The 21,803-nt window shown below is 40.6% G+C and carries 24 protein-coding genes and 1 riboswitch; of the genes, 23 read left to right on the top strand and 1 reads right to left on the bottom strand.

The genetic code is table 11. From position 1 onward, the window contains the following. Positions 1-10 precede the first annotated feature (10 nt). The 12 genes from HUX68_RS04180 (at position 11) to HUX68_RS04125 (ending at position 10,440) form a co-directional block, all read left to right on the top strand. On the top strand, positions 11-838 hold the full coding sequence (locus tag HUX68_RS04180; RefSeq protein WP_174613658.1) for a purine-nucleoside phosphorylase: 828 nt from the start codon (positions 11-13) through the stop codon (positions 836-838). A gap of 12 nt (positions 839-850) precedes the next feature. Next, positions 851-2,155 (top strand): pyrimidine-nucleoside phosphorylase, encoded by a 1,305-nt coding sequence (locus tag HUX68_RS04175; protein WP_174613657.1) that lies wholly within the window; start codon positions 851-853, stop codon positions 2,153-2,155. A 117-nt stretch (positions 2,156-2,272) separates the two neighbouring features. Further along, positions 2,273-3,460, top strand: a complete 1,188-nt coding sequence (locus HUX68_RS04170; RefSeq protein WP_174613656.1) for a D-alanyl-D-alanine carboxypeptidase family protein — start codon at positions 2,273-2,275, stop codon at positions 3,458-3,460. Between the two features lie 106 nt (positions 3,461-3,566). Then, positions 3,567-3,920: an anti-sigma F factor antagonist gene (gene spoIIAA, locus HUX68_RS04165; protein WP_174613655.1), complete on the top strand. Its 354-nt coding sequence runs from the start codon at positions 3,567-3,569 to the stop codon at positions 3,918-3,920. Continuing rightward, positions 3,917-4,357: an anti-sigma F factor gene (gene spoIIAB, locus HUX68_RS04160; protein ID WP_174613654.1), complete on the top strand. Its 441-nt coding sequence runs from the start codon at positions 3,917-3,919 to the stop codon at positions 4,355-4,357. The genes spoIIAA and spoIIAB overlap by 4 nt, the downstream gene beginning before the upstream one ends. A gap of 8 nt (positions 4,358-4,365) precedes the next feature. Further along, positions 4,366-5,127 (top strand): RNA polymerase sporulation sigma factor SigF, encoded by a 762-nt coding sequence (sigF, locus tag HUX68_RS04155; protein WP_174613653.1) that lies wholly within the window; start codon positions 4,366-4,368, stop codon positions 5,125-5,127. A 196-nt stretch (positions 5,128-5,323) separates the two neighbouring features. Beyond that, positions 5,324-5,941, top strand: coding sequence for a stage V sporulation protein AA (locus tag HUX68_RS04150; RefSeq protein WP_174613652.1), 618 nt, complete (start codon positions 5,324-5,326; stop codon positions 5,939-5,941). Beyond that, positions 5,919-6,347, top strand: a complete 429-nt coding sequence (locus HUX68_RS04145) for a stage V sporulation protein AB (protein ID WP_174613651.1) — start codon at positions 5,919-5,921, stop codon at positions 6,345-6,347. Before HUX68_RS04150 ends, HUX68_RS04145 begins: the two co-directional genes overlap by 23 nt. A gap of 90 nt (positions 6,348-6,437) precedes the next feature. Beyond that, a complete protein-coding gene (locus HUX68_RS04140) occupies positions 6,438-7,859 on the top strand; it encodes a spore germination protein (RefSeq protein WP_174616337.1) in 1,422 nt (473 codons plus the stop codon). 87 nt (positions 7,860-7,946) lie between these two features. After that, complete coding sequence (gene lysA / locus HUX68_RS04135) at positions 7,947-9,254, top strand: diaminopimelate decarboxylase (protein ID WP_174613650.1); 1,308 nt, start codon at positions 7,947-7,949, stop codon at positions 9,252-9,254. An 82-nt stretch (positions 9,255-9,336) separates the two neighbouring features. Then, entirely contained in the window at positions 9,337-9,774 is a 438-nt protein-coding gene (locus HUX68_RS04130; protein WP_174613649.1) for a peptidylprolyl isomerase, read from the top strand. Positions 9,775-10,077: 303 nt separating this feature from the next. Beyond that, the gene (locus HUX68_RS04125) at positions 10,078-10,440 is read left to right on the top strand and encodes a GNAT family N-acetyltransferase (protein ID WP_174613648.1); all 363 of its coding nucleotides are present in this window, start codon (positions 10,078-10,080) and stop codon (positions 10,438-10,440) included. 86 nt (positions 10,441-10,526) lie between these two features. On the opposite strand, the gene HUX68_RS04120 is transcribed toward HUX68_RS04125, so the two are convergent. Continuing rightward, positions 10,527-10,610 (bottom strand): YjcZ family sporulation protein, encoded by an 84-nt coding sequence (locus HUX68_RS04120; protein WP_077326775.1) that lies wholly within the window; start codon positions 10,608-10,610, stop codon positions 10,527-10,529. 252 nt (positions 10,611-10,862) lie between these two features. Between HUX68_RS04120 and HUX68_RS04115 the strand changes: the two genes are divergently transcribed. The 11 genes from HUX68_RS04115 to HUX68_RS04065 all read left to right on the top strand — a co-directional run bounded on the left by HUX68_RS04115 (position 10,863) and on the right by HUX68_RS04065 (position 21,410). Then, positions 10,863-11,597, top strand: a complete 735-nt coding sequence (locus HUX68_RS04115) for a segregation/condensation protein A (protein ID WP_174613647.1) — start codon at positions 10,863-10,865, stop codon at positions 11,595-11,597. 2 nt (positions 11,598-11,599) lie between these two features. Beyond that, entirely contained in the window at positions 11,600-12,175 is a 576-nt protein-coding gene (gene scpB / locus HUX68_RS04110; RefSeq protein ID WP_174613646.1) for an SMC-Scp complex subunit ScpB, read from the top strand. Between the two features lie 157 nt (positions 12,176-12,332). Next, positions 12,333-13,427, top strand: coding sequence for a D-alanyl-D-alanine carboxypeptidase family protein (locus HUX68_RS04105; protein ID WP_174613645.1), 1,095 nt, complete (start codon positions 12,333-12,335; stop codon positions 13,425-13,427). Position 13,428: 1 nt separating this feature from the next. Beyond that, entirely contained in the window at positions 13,429-14,013 is a 585-nt protein-coding gene (locus HUX68_RS04100) for a nucleoside recognition domain-containing protein (RefSeq protein WP_174613644.1), read from the top strand. A gap of 1 nt (position 14,014) precedes the next feature. Continuing rightward, positions 14,015-14,545 (top strand): spore maturation protein, encoded by a 531-nt coding sequence (locus HUX68_RS04095; protein WP_174613643.1) that lies wholly within the window; start codon positions 14,015-14,017, stop codon positions 14,543-14,545. 104 nt (positions 14,546-14,649) lie between these two features. After that, positions 14,650-15,366 carry a pseudouridine synthase gene (locus HUX68_RS04090; protein WP_174613642.1) on the top strand — a complete coding sequence of 239 codons (717 nt, stop codon included), beginning with the start codon at positions 14,650-14,652 and terminating at the stop codon, positions 15,364-15,366. Positions 15,367-15,431: 65 nt separating this feature from the next. Further along, positions 15,432-16,013 carry a thiol-disulfide oxidoreductase ResA gene (gene resA, locus HUX68_RS04085; RefSeq protein ID WP_174613641.1) on the top strand — a complete coding sequence of 194 codons (582 nt, stop codon included), beginning with the start codon at positions 15,432-15,434 and terminating at the stop codon, positions 16,011-16,013. A 14-nt stretch (positions 16,014-16,027) separates the two neighbouring features. After that, positions 16,028-17,671 (top strand): cytochrome c biogenesis protein ResB, encoded by a 1,644-nt coding sequence (resB, locus tag HUX68_RS04080; protein ID WP_174613640.1) that lies wholly within the window; start codon positions 16,028-16,030, stop codon positions 17,669-17,671. A gap of 24 nt (positions 17,672-17,695) precedes the next feature. Next, a complete protein-coding gene (gene ccsB, locus HUX68_RS04075; RefSeq protein WP_174613639.1) occupies positions 17,696-18,892 on the top strand; it encodes a c-type cytochrome biogenesis protein CcsB in 1,197 nt (398 codons plus the stop codon). Positions 18,893-18,939: 47 nt separating this feature from the next. Next, positions 18,940-19,653: a response regulator transcription factor gene (locus tag HUX68_RS04070; RefSeq protein WP_174613638.1), complete on the top strand. Its 714-nt coding sequence runs from the start codon at positions 18,940-18,942 to the stop codon at positions 19,651-19,653. Continuing rightward, positions 19,653-21,410 carry an ATP-binding protein gene (locus tag HUX68_RS04065; RefSeq protein ID WP_174613637.1) on the top strand — a complete coding sequence of 586 codons (1,758 nt, stop codon included), beginning with the start codon at positions 19,653-19,655 and terminating at the stop codon, positions 21,408-21,410. The genes HUX68_RS04070 and HUX68_RS04065 overlap by 1 nt, the downstream gene beginning before the upstream one ends. A gap of 43 nt (positions 21,411-21,453) precedes the next feature. Then, positions 21,454-21,633: riboswitch (cobalamin riboswitch) on the top strand. Positions 21,634-21,803 lie beyond the last annotated feature (170 nt).

Here is a 21,803-nt window from a genome sequence, read left to right as displayed (position 1 = left end):
GGTAGAGTGCATGAATCTGAACAACGTGAAAGAAGCAGCAGCATTTCTGAAGGAAAATACGGAGAAGAAACCGGAAATCGGATTAATACTGGGCTCCGGTTTGGGTGTGCTTGCCGACGAAATCGAGAATCCTGTATCTGTCGGATATAAGTATATTCCACATTTTCCGGAGTCAACAGTCGCTGGTCATAAAGGACAACTTGTGACCGGTACACTGGAGGGCCGGCAGGTGATTGCTATGCAAGGTCGGTTTCACTATTACGAAGGGTACACGATGCAGCAGGTGACGTTCCCGGTTCGCGTCATGAAAGAGCTGGGAATTAACTCCATCCTTGTCACAAACGCAGCAGGTGGCATAAATAAAACATTCAATCCGGGCGATTTGATGCTGATTGATGATCATATTAATAATATGGGTGACACCCCGTTGATTGGGCCAAATGATAATCAAATGGGGGATCGATTCCCTGACATGTCAAAGGCCTATGATACATTATTTCTTGACCATGCCGACAAGTGTGCGGAAAAAATTGGCCTGACGGTTCAGCATGGTGTATATGTGGGAAATACAGGGCCTGCTTATGAAACGCCAGCAGAGATTAACATGTTACGGACATTCGGCGGTGATGCGGTGGGGATGTCAACTGTTCCGGAAGTGACTATTGCTGCCCATTCCGGATTGCGGGTTCTCGGTATTTCGTGTATCTCGAATATGGCCGCTGGCATTCTTGACCAGCCGCTGACACATGATGAAGTGATTGAAACAACGGAAAAAGTGAAGGAAAATTTTTTACGGTTTGTAAAAGAAATTATCCGTACATTGCCAAATAATGAGTGAGGTTGATGGATTATGAGAATGTATGACATCATTGAAAAAAAACGGAACGGTGAAGAACTTACTGATCAGGAAATTCATTTTTTTATTGAGGGATATACAAAAGGTGACATACCGGATTATCAGGTGAGCGCCTTGATGATGGCGATTTATTTTCAAGACATGACAGAAAAGGAACGAGCGGAATTGACAAGTTCCATGGTAGATTCCGGAGATAAGATTGATTTATCGGCTATTTCAGGAATCAAAGTGGACAAACATTCCACTGGCGGTGTCGGTGATACGACGACACTTGTGCTTGCGCCACTGGTTGCATCTATTGGTGTCCCGGTTGCCAAAATGAGCGGTCGTGGATTGGGCCATACCGGGGGGACCATTGATAAACTTGAATCGATTCCAGGTTTTCACGTGGAAATTTCCAACGATGAATTTATCCAATTGGTAAATAAGAATAAGGTAGCAGTTATTGGTCAATCCGGTAATCTGACGCCGGCGGATAAAAAACTTTACAGCTTGCGGGATGTAACCGCAACAGTCAATTCAATTCCGTTAATTGCGAGTTCTATTATGAGCAAAAAAATAGCGTCAGGCGCTGATAGTATTGTTCTCGATGTGAAGACCGGTTCAGGTGCATTTATGGCAGAACTGGAGGATGCGAAAGAATTGGCCGGGGCGATGGTATCCATTGGAAATCGCGTAGGAAGAAATACAATGGCAGTGATTTCGGATATGAGTCAGCCACTGGGTAATGCAATCGGAAACGCATTGGAAGTGAAAGAAGCGATTGATACATTAAAAGGAAGTGGACCGGAAGACCTGACAGAATTATGCCTTGTTCTGGGAAGTCAGATGGCTGTACTGGGAGGAAAAGCGGAGACATTGGACGAAGCACGTGACCAACTGCGAACAAACATGCAAAACGGTAAAGCGTTCAACCAGTTTAAAACTTTCCTTGATTCACAGGGTGGAGATTCACACGTTGCCGACCACCCGGAAATGCTTCCGCAGGCATCATATAAAATAGAACTGCCGGCACTGGAAACCGGTACATTATCGGAAATAGCAGCCAATGAGGTCGGCACAGCTGCAATGATGCTTGGGGCGGGCCGGGCAACGAAAGAATCAACAATTGATTTGGCTGCAGGTATCGTTCTGCATAAGAAAATCGGAGACAAGGTTACCAAAGATGAAGCGCTGTTAACGATTCATACAAATCAAGATGATATAGAAGAAGTGAAGGACAGGCTGTATAAAAGTATCCGGATATCGGATACAACAGTAGATCCCCCAACACTTATCTATAATACCGTAACAGAATAAGGCGTAAATTCTGCGGAAAACACACATGATCCATGTGTGTTTTTTGTATTTCCAATAAGTATAAAAACAGTCGATAAAGTCAATCCTTTTACTATATTGATTGTTGGAGGTTAAACAATGAAAAAATTTGTAATCATGACCAGCATTGTTTGTTTTATGATGTCGGCAGCTGCCGGTATCGTGCATGGGGAGGAAAAAGATTCACAGGATAAATCCATTCAGGATGTTAATCTGGCACCTGAAGCCGAATCGGCAATCCTGATGGAACGGGATACAGGCAAGGTGCTGTACAAGAAGAATGCGAATAAAAGACTACCCCCGGCAAGCATGACCAAAGTAATGTCACTCTTGTTGATCATGGAAGCATTGGAAGAAGGAAAAATTAAGAAAGATGAAATCATCCGTGTCAGTGAAAGAGCAGCATCTATGGGAGGCTCGCAGATTTTCCTGGAGGAAGGAGAGGAAATGAGCGTTCATAATCTGCTGAAAGGAATTGCCATCGCCTCAGGTAATGACGCGACTGTAGCATTGGCGGAACGGATTGCCGGAAGTGAAGAAGCTTTTGTGAAAAAAATGAATAAAAAGGCGAAAGCGATGGGCCTGGAAAATACGCACTTTAATAATTCCACCGGATTGCCAGCCGATAATCATTACAGTACGGTACATGACATGTCGGTAATGGCGAAAGAATTATTAAAATACGAATCTATAACAAATTATACATCCATTTATGAGGATTACTTGCGAAAAGGACAGGAAAATGAATTCTGGCTTGTTAATACAAATAAATTGGTTAAATCGTATCCTGGCGTGGATGGACTGAAAACAGGTTATACTAATGAAGCTAAATATTGTTTAACAGCAACAGCAGAAAAAAACGGGATGCGTGTAATTGCGGTTGTAATGGGTGCAGATTCAACGAAAGAACGTAATAGTACAGTGTCGAACATGCTTGATTACGCATTTAATCATTTTGAAACGAAAAATTTATATAAAAAAGGGGAAAAGATAACAACCTTAAATTTATTGAAAGCAGAGGATCAATATACTGACGTGATCACCTCAGAATCGATCAGTACGATTCATCGGAAAGGGGAGTCAACTGAAGATATCAGCTCAGAGGCAGTATTATCCGAAAACCTGCAGCTGCCTATTGAAAAAGGTGATAAAGTAGGAACATTAATTGTTAAGAAAGATGGAAAAATTGTTTCCAAATCACAATTGGTTTTAAAGCAGGATGCTGAATCCGCCGGTTATTTCACATTGTTGAAAAGATCGCTGCAAAATATGGCGAAAAGCAGCTGATTTCTTCTGTTTTCAACGAATGGCATCTTCTTTTGTCATCAAGCAGGATTTCAGCTGCATCATAAAGAAAAAGATATACTACAACATTTTGTAAGGAGGAGAATGAATGATTCTGTCTACTGCATTTGAAGTTAAGGAGGACGTGCTGATTGTCAGAATTTCCGGGGAACTGGATCATCATGAAGCAGAAGCGTTGCGGAATGAATGGAAAGAAATGATTTATCAAAATGCGATAAAACACGTGATACTGAATTTGGAAGCTGTATCTTTTATGGATAGTTCCGGACTGGGAGTGGTTTTGGGACGATATAAGGAAATTCTGCAGCTTGGCGGTGAAATGGTGGTATGTTCTGTCTCGCCACCAGTAAAACGATTATTTGAAATGTCGGGTATCTTTAAAATTATTCGTTTAGAGGAGAACGAAGGAATAGCGTTGTCCACGTTAGGGGTGGCTTCATGAATAATGAAATGTTTGTAGAGTTTTCCAGTGTCAGTGCAAATGAATCGTTTGCAAGGGTAACAGTCGGGTCGTTTGTTGCCCAACTTGACCCAACAATGGATGAATTGACCGAAATAAAAACGGTCGTATCGGAGGCGGTCACAAACGCGATTATTCACGGATATAATAATCAGCCAGGTAATCAGGTTTCGATTACGTGTGCCTTAAATGATGGCGAAGTGGAACTGACGATTAAAGATAATGGAATAGGTATCGGTGATCTGGATGAAGCAAGACAGCCGCTATATACATCAAAACCTGAACTGGAGCGTTCCGGTATGGGATTTACCATCATCGAGAATTTCATGGACTCTGTTGAAGTGATTTCAAACCCTGGTGATGGAACAACTGTGCATATGACAAAACAACTAACAAAAAGCAAGACGGTATGTAACTAGGGATGCCTATGGATGTAAATGTAAAAAAAGATGATCAGAATGAGCAAAGAGAGGCTTTGACAGATGAGCAGGTAAAGGAATACATTTACAAGAGTCAACAGGGTGATAAAGAATCCAGGGATGTTTTGGTGGAAAGGAATGTCAGACTTGTTTGGTCAGTAGTACAGCGATTTATCAGCAGAGGCTATGACCCTGATGATCTTTTTCAGATCGGGAGCATTGGACTGATCAAGGCAATTGATAAATTTGATCTGTCCTATGATGTGCGTTTTTCCACATATGCAGTGCCGATGATCATTGGGGAAATCCAGCGGTTTATCCGTGACGACGGAAGTGTAAAAGTCAGCAGATCCTTGAAGGAGACCGGAAATAAAATAAGAAAAAAGCGAGACGAGCTGACAAAACAGCTTGGGAGGTCACCGGCAATCCACGAAATAGCTGATGCTTTGGATATTACCCCGGAGGATGTAGTGCATGCGGAAGATGCAGCAAAGGCACCGCATTCGATTCATGAAACAGTGTTTGAAAATGATGGGGATCCAATTACGTTGCTGGACCAAATTGCAGAAGAGGATACAAACTGGTTCGACAAACTGACCTTGCAGGAGGCGATAAGGGGGCTCAATGAACGGGAGCGGCTGATTGTATATTTGCGTTATTACAAAGACAGAACACAGTCTGAAGTAGCAGACAGGCTCGGTATATCGCAAGTTCAGGTATCGAGACTGGAGAAAAAGATATTATATGAAATGAAAATTAATATGAATTAAGCTGAATCACCACTTTACAGAGTGGTGATTTTTTTGGCAGTTTAAGAAAGAAAAAATCCTTTCTTACTGTTTTCTAAGTTAATAAGAGCGTTTCTACACAGTTGCTGCATCTTTTCTAACTTGACAACTTTTACTAGCTATAACAATTTTTTTTTAACAAAAACTATATGACACCAAGTAGCGAAGGATGATATTGATGGCAGACATAATATATCTCCGGATGAAAAAGAATGTGGAGTTGAACCGAATGCAACGTTTATTTTTAAAAGATATTGCATATATATCGGCTCCTTCAGGTTTAAAATCAAAATTAGAGAACAATTTTATTTACGAGGTTACAAAGAAAGACCGGAATATCATTATTATCGACAGTTTTATGGTTATCGATCATTTAAATGAGCTATATCCGGGATTAGAATTCCAGCTTATTGGACCGGCACAGTCGATTATACGGATTAAAAAGGTTCGTAAAACTCCGAGCGTCCTTCTTGCATCCGGTGTTTGGATTCTGTTGTTTATTGGAACTGCAATGACGATTATGAACTTTCACTACGATGTCAGTATGCAGGATGTACAGCAAAAACTGCATTTCCTGCTGACCGGTGAGGAAAATCAATACCCGCTGTGGATACAAATTCCATATTCATTCGGATTAGGCATTGGAATGCTGCTGTTTTTTAATCATTGGTTTACGAAACGGTTTAACGAAGAACCAAGCCCGCTTGAAGTTGAAATTTATAATTACCAGCAGGATCTGGATCAATATGTCAGTTACTATGAAAATCGGTTAAATGATACAAAACCTTTTCATTAATATTCTGGAAGCCACAATCGGTCTGGCTGCTGGGTTGGCTGTAGGTGGCGGGTTCGTTGCATTCCTGACTGTACTTGGTATTATTCCTCGATTAATTCAGCTAAGCCGCACAGCGAAGTATATTCAAATTTATGTCGTCAGTGTTATTACCGGTACCATATTCGGCACATATATGTCTTTTGCAGATGTGAGCTGGGATCAACCGACAGCAGTTTTAATTCTCTGGGGAATTTTTCATGGTATTTTTAACGGAATGCTTGCGGCAGCACTTACGGAGATTTTGAATGTGTTTCCGATTATTTCCAAGCGAATCAGAATGGATGACAAGCTGTTGTGGTTACTAATGGCAATTGTATTCGGAAAAATCGCGGGTTCCATTTTTCAATGGACGATTTTTGTGAAATAACGATCCAATTTATGTACGGGGGGTTTATTTGTGAAGCAGCAGAAAGATTATAGTCAAGTATCGGGAAAAATTAAAGAAAATGAAACATATATGAAAGATAAAATCGGTCTCGGTACATCATTTGACCTTGGCTTTCGGGAGCTTACCATTCTGAAAACAAAAGTTCAAATTTATTATGTAAACGGACTTTGTGATACATCTGTCATACTGGAGATCATCAAAAAGATGGTAGACATTAATGACAGTGAGCGGAATCGAAAAAAGATACCGGAAATCATTCAAAACCGGATTGTTCATCAGCAGGTGAACTCGACGGAAAATATGGATGAAACCATTGATCAATTATTATCCGGTCTGATTGTGATTTTTGTAAACGGAGAGAAAAGGTCATTTATCGTGGACGTCCGGAATTACCCGGGAAGAACTCCTCAGGAACCGGACACGGAGCATGTTGTACGAGGTTCAAGAGATGGCTATACGGAAAATGTTATTGAGAATACAGCTTTGACGAGGAGGAGAATACGCGACGCAAGATTGCGTATGGAAATGATGAAAGTCGGCGAGCGCTCCAAAACAGATTTGTGTGTTTGCTATTTGGATGATGTCGCAGATGATGGGCTTATAAAAGTTATCAAAAAAAGGATTAATAATATCGAAATTGACGGCATTACGATGGCGGATAAAACAATTGAGGAATTTATTGTACAGCGCGGCTGGAATCCTTATCCTCTGGTGCGCTATACAGAGCGCCCTGATGTTGCCTCTAACCACTTACTGGAAGGACATGTATTATTAATCGTTGATACCTCACCAAGTGTTATTATTTTACCAACGACTTATTTTCATCATGTTCAGCATGCGGAGGAGTATCGGCAGGCACCAATGATTGGTACATTTATCAGATGGGTCCGATTTTTGGCAATACTTGCTGCCGTTTTCTTACTTCCATTATGGCTGTTGTTTGTAATCGAACCAACATTACTTCCAAAGCAGCTTGCTTTTATCGGTCCCAGGGAAGAAGGGAACATTCCGATGGTTCTACAGATCATACTGGCTGATCTAGGGGTGGAATTTTTACGGATGGCCGCCATTCATACACCGACACCTTTATCAACTGCAATGGGCTTAATTGCCGCTGTTCTGATTGGTCAAATCGCAATTGATGTTGGTATGTTTGGACCGGAAGTAATTTTATATGTTTCCGTAAGTGCGATTGGTTCATATGTTACGCCAAGTTATGAGCTAAGCGTAGCAAACAAGCTCGCCCGGTTTATTTTAGTCATCTTGACCGGATTTTTTGGGGTAATCGGGTTTTCCATCGGGTTCACCCTATACATTTTATATCTCGTGCGACTTCGATCGATTCGAACACCATATTTATGGCCTTTCCTGCCGTTTAATGCGAGTGCACTTGCACATATTCTCATTCGTGTCCCTGTTCCTAAATCAAATAAACGACCGAGTATTGTTCATCCGCGTAATAATTACCGCCAACCTGTTGACAAACGATAATCTTTCCGCAAATACTGGCATTATCCTTTTGTTTTTTTTCTGCTTATGATACAGTATTTCTATTATTTTGATTAGGGGAAATGCATTATGGTACTGGAATATCACCCGTTTACCATCACGGAAAATGATCATCTTGAAATAGGCGGAATGGATTCAATGGAATTAGCATCTAAATACGGAACACCATTATATGTATATGACGTATCGGTTATACGTCAAAACTGCCGGGCTTTTGTCGATACATTTAAGGAACTGGGAGTAAAAGCACAGGTCGCATATGCGAGTAAAGCTTTTTCATCGATTGCAATGCTGCAGGTTATGAAACAGGAAAGTCTGAGTTTGGATGTTGTATCTCAGGGTGAACTCTATACAGCATTGCAGGCAGATTTTCCTGTCGATAAAATACATTTGCATGGAAATAACAAAAGCCGGAACGAACTTTCCATGGCCATCGAACATGGGGTTGGATGTATTGTAGTCGATAATTTTTATGAAATTAAGCTGATGAGCAGTTTACTGGAAGAACATCAGACGGAAATCGATGTCCTGATGCGTGTAACACCCGGGATTGAGACAAAGACACATCAATATATTATGACAGGGAATGAAGATTCCAAGTTTGGATTTAATCTGCACAACGGTCAAGCGGATCAGGCTTTTCTGCAATTGATGCAACATGATAAAATCCGTTTTAAAGGTCTTCATTGTCATCTTGGTTCGCAAATCTTCGAAACGGATGGATTTAAACTTGCAGCCGAGATGTTATTCGGTAAATTGAAATCCTGGAAAGACAATCATGACTTCACACCGGATGTCCTTAACCTTGGAGGTGGATTTGGAATCCGCTATACAGAAGAGGACAAGCCGCTTCCTTATCCAGCCTACGTTCAGGAGTTAGTGAAGACGGTACAAAGACATGCTGATCAGCTTGATATCCCCTTACCGGAAATTTGGATTGAACCCGGTCGCTCCATTGCCGGGAATGCCGGGTTGACGTTATATTCGATAGGATCCATTAAGGAAATCCCCGGCGTGCGTAAATATATATCAGTGGACGGAGGAATGACTGATAACCTCAGACCGGCGCTGTACCAGGCGAAATACGAAGGAATTTTGGCCAATAAAGCAAATGCAACCGCTACTGAGGAAGTTTCCGTAGCCGGTAAATGCTGTGAATCCGGTGATATGCTTATCTGGAATCTTCCATTGCCGCAGGTTGACAGCGGGGACGTGTTTGCTGTTTTTTCTACCGGTGCATACGGATATTCTATGGCAAATCACTATAACCGGTTTCCCAATGCTGCAGTTGTTTTTGTTGAAAATGGCCGCGACAAACTGGTTGTCAAAAGGGAAAGTTATCAGGATTTAGTTAAAAATGATTTAAGTTATGAATAGACTTTGCATGATTAACTTCCAATAAACAGTGTAAAATGATAAGATATACAGGTGCTTAAAGAAATTAAAAGGGGATGTCGAAATGAGTAAAACAGGTTATATTCTAATGGAAAATGGCAATAAAATTGAATTTGAGCTTTATCCGAATGAAGCTCCAAATACAGTGGAGAATTTTGAAAAACTATCGAATGAACACTTCTATGATGGGTTGACTTTTCACCGGGTAATCGATGGCTTTGTCAGTCAGGGCGGCTGTCCGAACGGAACTGGTACCGGATCTGCCGGCTATACGATTAAATGCGAAACAGAAGGTAACCCGCATAAGCATGTTGAAGGATCATTATCCATGGCACACGCGGGTAAGGATACAGGCAGCTGTCAGTTTTTTATTGTGCATGAAGAACAGCCGCATCTAAACGGGGTTCACACTGTTTTTGGGCAGGTGACATCTGGAATTGAACATGCAAAAGCAATGAAAAATGGTGATACAATGAAGGAAATAAGAGTAGTTCCAGAGTAATTAAGATTCCTCGGTAAGCCCACGGTCCACTAGCTGATGAAACCAACAGAAAGTCAGCGGTATGATTAACATCCGTCAGGGCAATACTTTATAAAGGATGAGTGAGTTGAACCAACGTAAAAAAAATTGGTTGTTGCTGGTCATTTTACTGCTGATTGGTTTTACTGCGGGATCCATTTATTGGTTTGTTTTTGTATTCTAAATGTAATTTGACAAATTAAGCGGGATAAGGCATAAATATATATACAACTTACATAACTGCCAATAAATTTTGAAAAGTTATTTTCATAATGAGGGGTATCTATGTTAATTCGTTATAAAAAGAATATGGAAAAAATAGCAATGGGATTGTTGTCCTTTATGCCTGAAGGTAAAGACGTGAAGAAATTGCAACAGACCATAAAGGAATATGAAACCAATCCTGACTGGCAGCTCTTCTTATGGAAAGAAGAAGATGTGACAGGTGCGATCGGAATAAAAATAGAAAATGATATAAACGCGGTTGTCCAGCACATAACAGTGAATCCATCCCACCGGAATATGGGTATCGGCAAAAAAATGGTTGAAGAGATTAATAAAATGTACAGTGATAAGTATGCTGTCTGTGCAGATGAATTTACACAAGCCTTTTTTAATAAATATAATGATTCCAACAATAATCAATAGCAGGACTCACGCAAAACAATAGCCAGCTCTTTTTGGGAGCTGGCTATTGTTAAGCAAGTTATTTTGGTGTAACTGGGATGATGGATCTACATCCAGGCTGCACCAACAATAATGAGCAGTATGAACAGAACGACGATTAACGCAAATCCTCCACCATAGTTGCCACTCATAGCTAAATTCCTCCTTTTTCACTTAACGAATAAATGTTATTTTGTTAACATTTATCTTACGTAATAACTTATGCTTGCAACAGGTATCATGTATAGGCGTCTATGACAAATTAAACTATTTTTGATCTGCTGCGGTATTTTCGGCGATGTTGGCAAATGGAAAAGGCTATATCCATCCTGCCGCATCTATACAAATAGGGTTATTGTCAATGATTCGGCGAAACACCAAGTTTTCTAAAAGGAATGAGAGGTATGAATAAACCGTATCAAGTTAAGTTGGACACATTTGAGGGGCCTCTTGATTTACTTCTTCATTTAGTCAATCACTATGAAATCGATATTTATGATATCCCGGTTGCCCGTATTACCGAACAGTATATGCACTACATACACACCATGCAACAACTGGAATTGAACGTTGCGAGTGAATACCTTGTAATGGCTGCTACGCTGCTTGCAATCAAAAGCCAGATGCTCCTTCCAGTACAGCAAATTGATGAAGAAGATGAAGAATACATGGAAGATCCACGTGAAGAATTAATGCAGCGTCTGGTCGAATATCGGAAGTATAAATCGGCTGCGGAACAGCTGAAGGAAAAAGAAAGCGACGAACAACAGACTTTCACAAGATCTCCAGCAGCATTCGAACAGGATGAACAAAAGCCAGTAATGGAAAAAAGTGATACGTCCATTTATGATATGCTGCATGCGCTGGAAAAAGTGTTTGAACGCAAAAAGTGGAATGATCCACTGGAAACAAAAGTACAGCGAGGAGAAATACCGATTGAACAACGAATGACAGAGGTGCTTCAGATTATTAAGGACTCAGGCGCCCAAGTTTCCTTTGACCATTTGTTTGAGACACCATCAAAAGAACATATTGTTGCAACGTTTATGGCTGTACTGGAATTAATGAAAGAACATCAGATTCATTGCATACAAAAAAAACATTTTGATGCATTATACGTTGTTTATTTGGGGGATTAGAATTGGAATTAAGTCATATCAAAGGTGTTGTCGAAGGGTTATTATTTGCAAGCGGTGATGAAGGAATTACCGCAAAGCAAATTGCATCAGTACTTGGTATTACGGATACCACCGTACACCATACACTCAATGAATTAAAAGAAGACTATAATCAAATGGATCGTGGTGTTATGATAATGCAGGCAAATCATGCTTTTCATCTCACTACGAAACCGGAACACAGCTCATATTACAAAAAGTACCTTGCATCCCCTCAATCGGCAAAAATGTCACAGGCAGCATTGGAAACACTTGCAATTATCGCCTACCGCCAACCAATCACAAGGACTGAAATTGAAGACATAAGGGGTGTTAAAAGCGATCGTCCTGTACAGACTTTAGTTGCCAGGTCACTGATTGAAGAAGTAGGCAGAAGAGAAGGAATTGGCCGCCCGATTCTGTTTAGTACCACGAAAGATTTTCTGACTTACTTCGGAATGACATCACTTGAGGAGCTTCCTCCACTTCCGGAAGGTGACGAGGATCTCAATCAGGAAGCTGATTTGTTTTTTGGTGATGAATTGCGTAGTAACAACTAAGGTCGTTACCTAAAGGCTTGGTGGCACCGAATAATACGAAATAAATAAATTTAAAAGCCATCCATGCAAGCATTGTGTGGATTTTTTTAATTAGGCATATCCATCCCAGTGGTGCATAAACTGTACAGAATAGTCTTCTGAAGCGGGAGGAACGTACATGCGTCATATGATAATTGCCATCAGCCTGTTAATTAGTTTACTCATATTTCCAGCAATTGGACAAGCAAAACCGGGTGTATCTGCAAATAATGCCGTATTAATGGAACAGTCTTCCGGTCGGATTTTGTTTGCCAAGAATGCACATGAAACGGAACGAATTGCCAGCATAACGAAAATCATGACCGCTATCATTGCAATCGAATCAGGGATGATGAATGAAACTGTTACCGCAAGTAAACGCGCAGTATATACAGAAGGCTCGTCGATCTATTTGGAGCAAGGTGAAAAAATGAAATTGAAAGATCTTGTATATGGCCTTATGCTCCGCTCTGGAAATGATGCAGCTGTTGCGATAAGCGAACATGTAGGCGGAAGTGTGGAAGGTTTCGTTCACCTGATGAATAAAAAGGCAAGATGGATCGGTATGACAAATACATCGTTTGCGAATCCGCATGGACTTGATTCGGACAAACATTATTCCACAGCTTATGACATGGCTCTGCTCATGCGTTACGCAATGGACAATGAACTGTTTAGGAAAATCACCGGAACAAAAATATATAAATCTGAAAAGCGGTCCTATTCATGGCAAAACAAAAATAAATTACTGACCCGGCTTTATAAATATAGTACTGGAGGAAAAACCGGCTATACTCGGGTTGCTGGAAGGACACTGGTTTCGACTGCTAAAAAGAAAGATATGAATCTTATTGCTGTAACACTTAATGGACCTGATGATTGGCAGGATCATATTTCCATGTTCGAGTGGGGGTTTGATAAGTATGAAATGAAAACACTCGGAAATAAAGGCAGAGTGGAATACAATCTGAACAATTCCTCCGACAATACGATAGGATATTTACATCATGATATTGTCTATCCGTTGAATCAGCAAGAATTGGGAACCGTTGAAAGTCAATCATTTATTTTAAAAGATGCATCAGTTGAGGATGTACAGGACATTATTGGTAAAACAATTTACTTTATCGACTCTGTTCCGGTGCTGGAAACACCTATTTATGCTGAAAAAAAGAAGGAAGATTTTCTGTCGTATATCAAACTAGTCTATCTGCGGATGTTAGGAATTTATTAATATGGTAAATATAATATGGGCTGCAATGGCCGCTATTGGCATCATTTATGCAATGTTTAACGGAACCATGGATAACGTCAACAAAGCATTATTTGAAAGCGCGGACGAAGCAGTAACATTATCAATCGGCTTGATAAGTGTTTTGGTGTTTTGGCTGGGAATTATGAAGGTTGCGGAAAAAGCAGGAATTTTGCGAGTTATGATAAAAGCGTTTCGTCCTGTTGTTGCAAAGATATTTCCTGATATACCGAAAGATCACCCGGCGATGGGCTATATATTATCAAACTTTACAGCTAATATTTTCGGTCTCGGAAATGCAGCGACACCAATGGGCATCAAAGCGATGGAACAAATGAAAGAATTAAGCGGATCAGATACAGCTTCACGGTCTATGATAACTTTTTTGGCGCTTAATACATCCAGTCTGACTCTAATACCAACTACCGTAATCGCCATCCGCATGCAATATGATTCAGCGTCACCTACCGAAATTGTCGGGACAACAATTATCGCTACAACAATATCATCTGTCAGTGCACTCTTGATTGACAGGTTATTCTACTATAGAAGTATCAGGAGGAAATAAAATGGGAGTTATAACTGCTATTAGCACTTGGCTGATTCCTTGTTTTATTCTGATTGTGTTGGTTGTTGCCACTTGGAAGCGGGTGCCAACCTATGAAATGTTTGTTGAGGGAGGAAAGGAAGGTGTCAGTATGGCCTTTTCTTTACTTCCTTTTTTAGTCGGTATGATTGTTTCCATTGCTATTTTGCGAAGTTCTGGTGCGCTGGAAGCCTTTATTAATCTGATTACCCCTTTCCTCGTACAAATCGGGATTCCTCCCGATATTATTCCATTGGCACTTGTACGACCGATATCAGGAACAGCTGCACTGGGAATGACTACTGAATTAATCAGTACACATGGAGCGGATTCTTTCATCGGTCGTCTGGCATCCACCATGCAGGGCAGCACCGATACGACTCTTTATATATTGACCGTTTATTTCGGAGCAGTTGGCATCAGAAAAATGGGATATGCAGTAAAGGTTGGACTACTGGCCGATTTAGTTGGTATAATTGCCTCGATTATTATCGTTACATTAATATTTGGATAAGTATTATCATTAGCGTTAACATGTTGTTAACGCTATTATTATGTGTGACGATATAACAAGGTTAAATAAGGTACATAACTAATTGAAAAGTTTGGTGATTACACATGGAAAGATTGCAGAAAGTTATTGCGCAAAGTGGGGTTACTTCCCGGAGAAAAGCGGAGAAACTTATAGCTGACGGTAAAGTGAAAGTTAATAATAAGGTTGTAACAGAATTGGGATCAAAAGTATCAGGCAATGATGAAATTGAAGTAAATGGAATCAAACTGGAAAAAGAAGCTCCGGTATACTACATGCTGTATAAACCGAGGGGTGTTATTTCCAGTTTGTCTGATGATAAAGGGAGAAAAGTCGTTACCGATTTCCTGGGAGAAGTTCCGGAGCGAATTTATCCAATAGGACGGCTTGATTATGATACATCCGGAATTTTATTACTTACCAATGACGGTGAATTTGCTAACCTGTTGATGCACCCCAGTCACGGTGTCGAAAAGGTATATGTCTGCAAAGTTAAAGGCATACCGGATAAAAAGGATCTGAACCGGTTACGAACAGGTGTGAAATCCAATAATGAATTGTTGAAAGCAGTTGGCTATAAAATCATGCGTGTTGACCGGGCCAAAAACACCATGATACTTGAAATTACACTGAACGAGGGTAAGAACCGCCACATCAGACGCATGATGGAGGAAATCGGTTTTCCCGTTTCCAAGCTGAAGCGGGAACGTTATGGATTGTTAACACTGGATGGTATGCAGCCCGGGGATTACCGTATGTTGAACCCGAAAGAAGTAAAAAAAATGCGTCAGGTGTCACATTAATTGTTAAAGAATAGTCAAATTTGTCAATATGCATACATGGTATACTTGCGGAGGGAGTGAAAAAGATGAGTGCAGAGCAGCGGATGATAAACAAAAAAACTAAAAAGAGAAACCGGCTGATTTTTCGTTCCATAGTATTGGCCGTACTCCTTGTTGCACTGATATACGCGGTAGTTTCAAATCTGACTAAAGAAAACACCAATGTCGATGTAGGTGATGAGGCACCTGATTTTGTACTTAATCAGATAAATAAAAATAATGAACTTGAAAAAATTCAATTCAGTAATCTCGAAGGAAAAGGTGTCATGTTAAACTTCTGGGGCACGTGGTGTGAACCGTGTGAAGCTGAAATGCCGTTTATGCAAAAACTCTATCCGGAGTATAAGAAAAAAGGCGTTGAAATTGTAACGGTTAATCTGGATGCGAGTAAATTTGTTGTACATCAATTTGTTGACAAATATGACTTAACTTTCCCTGTACTGTATGACGCGAAAGATCAGGTAATGAACCTGTATAATGTGGGGCCGATTCCGAGTTCTTTCTTTATCAGTCCGGAAGGGGAAATCGTCGAAGTTGTGGAAGGCGCACTGACGCTTGAAAAACTGGAAGGCTATTTAAAACAGATTCAACCAGAGCAACAATCATAATGTGAGGGATGAATATGAAACACATCAAATGTGAATGCGGACATGTTAACCCGGAAGGTACCGTTCTTTGCGAAGCATGCGGTAAACCGGTGGAGGGCAACCAGCATATCGACGGTAATGACAAGAAAAAATTGCTGAACATGCGATATGATGGCAGTGCACGCAGATCACAGACGTATAATAAATCAATTATCGATAAAACATGGAACTTTTTTTCATCCGTGAAGATTGGGGTCTGGTTAATTGTGCTTGCACTGGTTGCCTCAGCCATCGGCACCATTTTTCCACAGGAGATGTATATTCCGGCTGATGCGGAATCCAGAGACCCTTCGATTTACTACGAACAGACGTATGGTATTTTGGGACAGATTTATTATCAATTAGGGTTTCATAATCTATATGGCTCGGCATGGTATCTGATTCTCATCGCTTTAATCGGAGTATCGCTGGTGATATGCAGTATTGATCGTTTTGTTCCTTTATACAAAGCATTAAGAATGCAAAAAGCAAAACGGCACGAGACTTTTTTGAACAGACAGCGTTTGTACAGCAAGACCGAAACAGTTACTGCAGAAGAAAAAGAACAACTTATTACAGCCATGAAAAATAAACGTTACAAAGTCCGGGATGAGGATGGTCATATTTTAGCTGAGAAGGGAAGATTTTCCCGCTGGGGTCCATATGTGAATCACATTGGACTTATTATAGTACTGATTGCGGCATTACTCAGAATGGCCACCCCTATGTATATTGATGAATATGTCTGGGTCAGGGAAGGTGAACAGACCGTCATCCCCGGAACAAAGGGAGAATATTACATAAAAAACAAAAATTTTATTAAGGAGACATATTCCGAGGAAAACGAGAAGTTTCAAGAGGCTCTCAAACAAGAAGGACAAGTTGTGAAGAACTATCAGACTAACGTTGTAATCTACAAGGAAACAGATAATTCCATCCCGGGATCAGAGCAGCAACTTAAGAAAGTCACTGAAGATCAGATTAAAATGAACCATCCGCTTAAATTTGATGGGTATACGTTGTATCAGGCTGGTTATCAACAAAATGAATTCACGAAAATGACCTTTAAAATACACAAAACAAATGACCCGAAAGAAAAGGCAATGGGAAGTATTACGGTTGATTTAACATCACCAAAGAAAGAATATGAGCTGGATAACGGTTTTCGCGTTGTAATGGAACAATATTATCCTGACTACTATATGGATGATGGTGAACCAAGATCAAAAACCAAATATCCAAGAAATCCGGCATTTGTATTTTCTGTTTATCCTCCGGGCACTGATAAAGCTGAGGTTAGCTTTGTCGGAATCGGAAAAAACATTGATCCAAGTAATAACAATCAGTATAAACTTGGCATCCAGGATTTTCAGATGCGCGATGTCAGCGGTTTAACCGTACGACGTGACTATACATTGCCATTATTCATTATCGGTGCAGCGATTTTCATGATTGGTGTCGCACAAGGAATGTACTGGCAGCACCGCAGAATTTGGATTCGCCCTAAAGAAGGTGGTATTTTGATGGCAGCACATACAAATAAAAACTGGTACGGTATCAAAAAGGACATTGAAGGTATAATCGAAGGTACGAATGTAAAAATGGTTGATGATCAGCAGGAACTCGAAGAATTATCTTAACAGGCCTGAAAAAGGAGGATACAGATGGAAGCGTTGCTTAATCTAAGTAATATATCACTTTATGCAGCATTTGCCCTATATTTAATTGCCACACTTTTCTTTGGTGCAACAATCAAAGGAAACAAGGCAAAAGAGGAATCGGGCAATGGGAAAGCCGGAACAATCGGAATTGTTATTACGATAATCGGCTTTATATCACAATCGGTCTACTTTGTAACGAGATGGGTTGTAAGCGGACATGTTCCTGTCAGTAACCTTTTTGAGTTTATGACATTTTTCGGTATGGGAATCGTGCTAGCCTTTATCATTATTTATTTCATTTACAGGCTGCCTGTACTAGGAGTGTTTGCACTGCCAATAGCTCTGACCGTACTTGGTTTTGCCAGTATGTTTCCCAGTGAGATCTCGCCGCTTGTGGCATCACTTAGGCACTGGATGCTTTACGTTCATGTAACAACAGTAGCATTTGGCGAGGCAATTCTGTCGATCAGTTTTGTAGCGGGTCTGATTTATTTAATCAGACAAATTGATCAATCAAAAGCAAATAAACGAACTGCTTGGCTGGAAGTTATCCTGTTTTCCATTTTTATACTGATCGGTTTCAGTGTAATATCTGTTATATTCGGTTCAATGGATTATAAGGCTCAGTTCGAATATACAAAAAATGGCGCGACATTGACTGCCGATTATCCTCTTCCACCAATTGCCGGACCAAATGAAGGCAAACTTGTTACAGAAGGTGCAATGAAACCATGGTTTGAAACGCCTGAATGGATGCGAGGTGCGGATGCAGCAAGAAAATTCAATACGGTTATTTGGTCCGTGATTACCGGTTTTATAATTTATGTATCAGCACGGTTAATTACACGGAAAAGAATTGGTGCGGCAATCCAGCCGCTCCTGAAAAAAGCAAAACCTGATTTATTGGATGAAGTTTCGTATCGAGCGGTCGCAATAGGCTTTCCGGTATTTACACTGGGCGGACTGATCTTTGCATCTATTTGGGCCCAAATTGCCTGGGATCGTTTCTGGGGATGGGATCCGAAAGAAGTATGGGCATTAGTAACCTGGTTCTTTTACGCAGCGTTTTTACATTTACGACTGTCCAGAGGCTGGCATGGTGAAAGATCAGCTTGGCTAGCAGTTGGTGGATTCGCGATTATTATGTTTAATCTGATTGCGGTGAATCTCGTGCTGGCCGGACTGCATTCCTATGCATGACCTTGAATGGAGGCTAATAATAACCATTAATAATGGAGGGGACCTACATGGAGACAAATGCCAGAGTACTTGTTGTTGATGATGAAGCAAGGATTCGACGCCTGATTAAAATGTATCTGGAAAAAGAAGAGTTCATTGTTGAAGAAGCTGCGGATGGATCAGAAGCACTGCAACTGGCACTGGATAATAATTACGATGTCATTTTACTGGATATTATGATGCCTGAAATGGACGGGATTAAGGTAACCGAGGAATTGCGGAAAGAAAAATCTACACCAATCATTATGCTTACCGCCAAGGGTGAGGAGTCCAACCGTGTCCAGGGGTTTGAAGTTGGTACGGACGACTATATAGTTAAACCGTTCAGTCCCAGGGAAGTTGTTTTACGTGTTAAAGCACTTTTACGAAGGATTTCTGCCACCAGTTTCAGTGATGGTGCACCTACCAAAAATTTATTGGTATTTCCGCATTTAACAATTGATCACGACGCACACCGTGTCACTGCGGACGGAACAGAAGTAGCATTAACACCTAAAGAGTATGAGCTCCTTTGTTATCTTGCCAAATCGCCTGATAAAGTGTTTAATCGTGAACTGTTGCTGAAGGACGTTTGGGAATATGAATTTTTTGGCGATTTGCGGACGGTAGATACACATGTAAAACGGTTACGCGAGAAATTGAATAATGTATCCGCAGACGCTGCCAAGATGATAGTCACTGTCTGGGGCGTAGGATATAAATTTGAGGTAGATGATGTCTGATGTTTTGGCGGAGTGTTGTAGGGAAACTGGCAATAACCATTTTATTGCTGGTTTCTTTTGTATTATTTATTTTAACTATATTACTGTTGGAGTTCTTTGAAAATTTTCATGTTCAACAGGCTGAAAATGAAATGATGCAAACAGCTAATAAAGTTTCGTTGATGATTGAGCAGTATGACGATAGAGAGCTTGCCTATCGAACCACTGAACTTATTAAAGATCCGGCAAGTCATATTGCGGTCGTATACGGAAATGGCGATTTTTGGACATCCCACAGTATTGATAACCTGCATGAACTTGGTGAACAGTGGTTTCGTTCAGAGGATTCGTTAAACGCAGTTTTCACTAAAGGGGAAAATTTGAAGGAACAAATGCGGTTGCCCGGCGGTAATGATCGGGCTATGATGGTCGGAACTCCCATTCAGAACAATGGCGCTGTTTTTGTTTACCAGTCATTGGATGTTGTTAATAAGACAAAATCCGATACAACGAAAATCATATTGCTTGCGGCAGGTATTGCGATTGTATTGACAACGATTTTCGCTTTTTTCCTGTCAACGAGAATTACATCACCACTGATTAAAATGCGTGAAGCAGCTTTTGATTTAACGAGAGGCGAGTTTAATACGAAAGTTCCGATTTTGACACATGATGAAATAGGTGAATTGGCGATAGCCTTTAATCGGATGGGAAGGCAGTTGAAATTCCATATTAATGCACTAAGGCAGGAGAAAGAACAGCTCTCCAGCATTGTCAGCTCAATGGCGGATGGCGTTATTACGCTGAACCGAAATGGTGATATGCTGGTCACAAATTCTCCCGCAGACCAATTAATTGAAAGTCTTTATTATGAAAATAACTTGCGGTTAAATGATGAACATAACAAACTTCCTGATCCGCTGAATGGAATACTGGAAGATGTTATTCAGGAGGAAAAAGAAGCAATTAATGAGATAAACATCCAAGGGAGAACATGGGTCATGATTATGACTCCTTTATATGACCAATCATATGTACGAGGGGCTGTCGCTGTTATCCGGGATATGACAGAAGATCGCAGGCTCGATAAGCTGCGTAAAGACTTTATTGCCAACGTATCGCATGAATTGCGGACTCCGATTTCCATGTTGCAGGGATATAGTGAAGCAATTGTTGATGATGTGGCAGAAAGCAGGGAAGAAAAAAGAGAACTTGCCCAGATTATTTATGAAGAGTCCCTGAGGATGGGTCGTTTAGTTAATGAATTACTGGATCTTGCCCGAATGGAAGCTGGACAAATAAGCCTTAACGTGGAACACGTTGAACTGGATCCATATGTGGAGCGGATTATCAAAAAATTTTCCGGACTGGCAAACGACAGCAAGGTTGATCTGCAGCTAATTAAAAAGCTATCCGCTCAATCCATTTATATCGATCCCGACCGGATTGAACAGGTGCTTACTAATCTGATTGATAATGCAATTAGACATACTGGAGAAGAAGGAAAGGTGATTGTGACAGTGGAAAGCAATGACAGTGAGTTTTCGGTATCTGTTGCAGATAATGGGAGTGGTATTCCTAAAGAAGATATTCCTTTCGTATTTGAACGATTTTATAAGGCGGATAAATCACGCGTCAGGAATGGAAAGAAAAAAGGAACCGGGCTTGGATTGTCCATTGCCAAAAACATTGTTGATGCGCATAACGGGACGATTACGGTTAACAGTATCGTTAATGAAGGTACCACATTTGTATTGAAACTGCCACTGAATGACTAACCGTGTGGACAGGCAATTTATTTATGATATAATAATGGTAATTGAATAGGTAATGATGATTGGTGTATTACTTAATAGGGAATTCAGTGCAAAGCTGAAACTGTCCTCGCAACTGTATATGATCGGCGAAATAAGCATAATCCACTGTATGAATTCATATGGGAAGGGCTTAGAGTAGGGTGTGATCATGAGTCAGTAGACCTGCCAGCCATCTATCGTTTCAATGCTTCGAGGATATGAGCGATTGGGACAACCGGATACATTTTATGGAATAGTTATATATTCGATTGTCTATAAAGCTGACTCGCTTGAAGGGGTCAGCTTTTTATTTTTGCGGTTGAATTGACAGTATCGGTTACCAGCGCCCAATTCTCCTCAAAATTACAGTACTGG

The sequence above is a fragment of the Virgibacillus ihumii genome (assembly GCF_902726655.1).
In the GTDB taxonomy this organism is placed as follows: Bacteria; Bacillota; Bacilli; order Bacillales; family Amphibacillaceae; genus Lentibacillus; species Lentibacillus ihumii.
The sequence above is the reverse complement of the archived record's forward strand: the minus strand, read 5'-3'. Positions and strand labels throughout refer to the sequence as shown.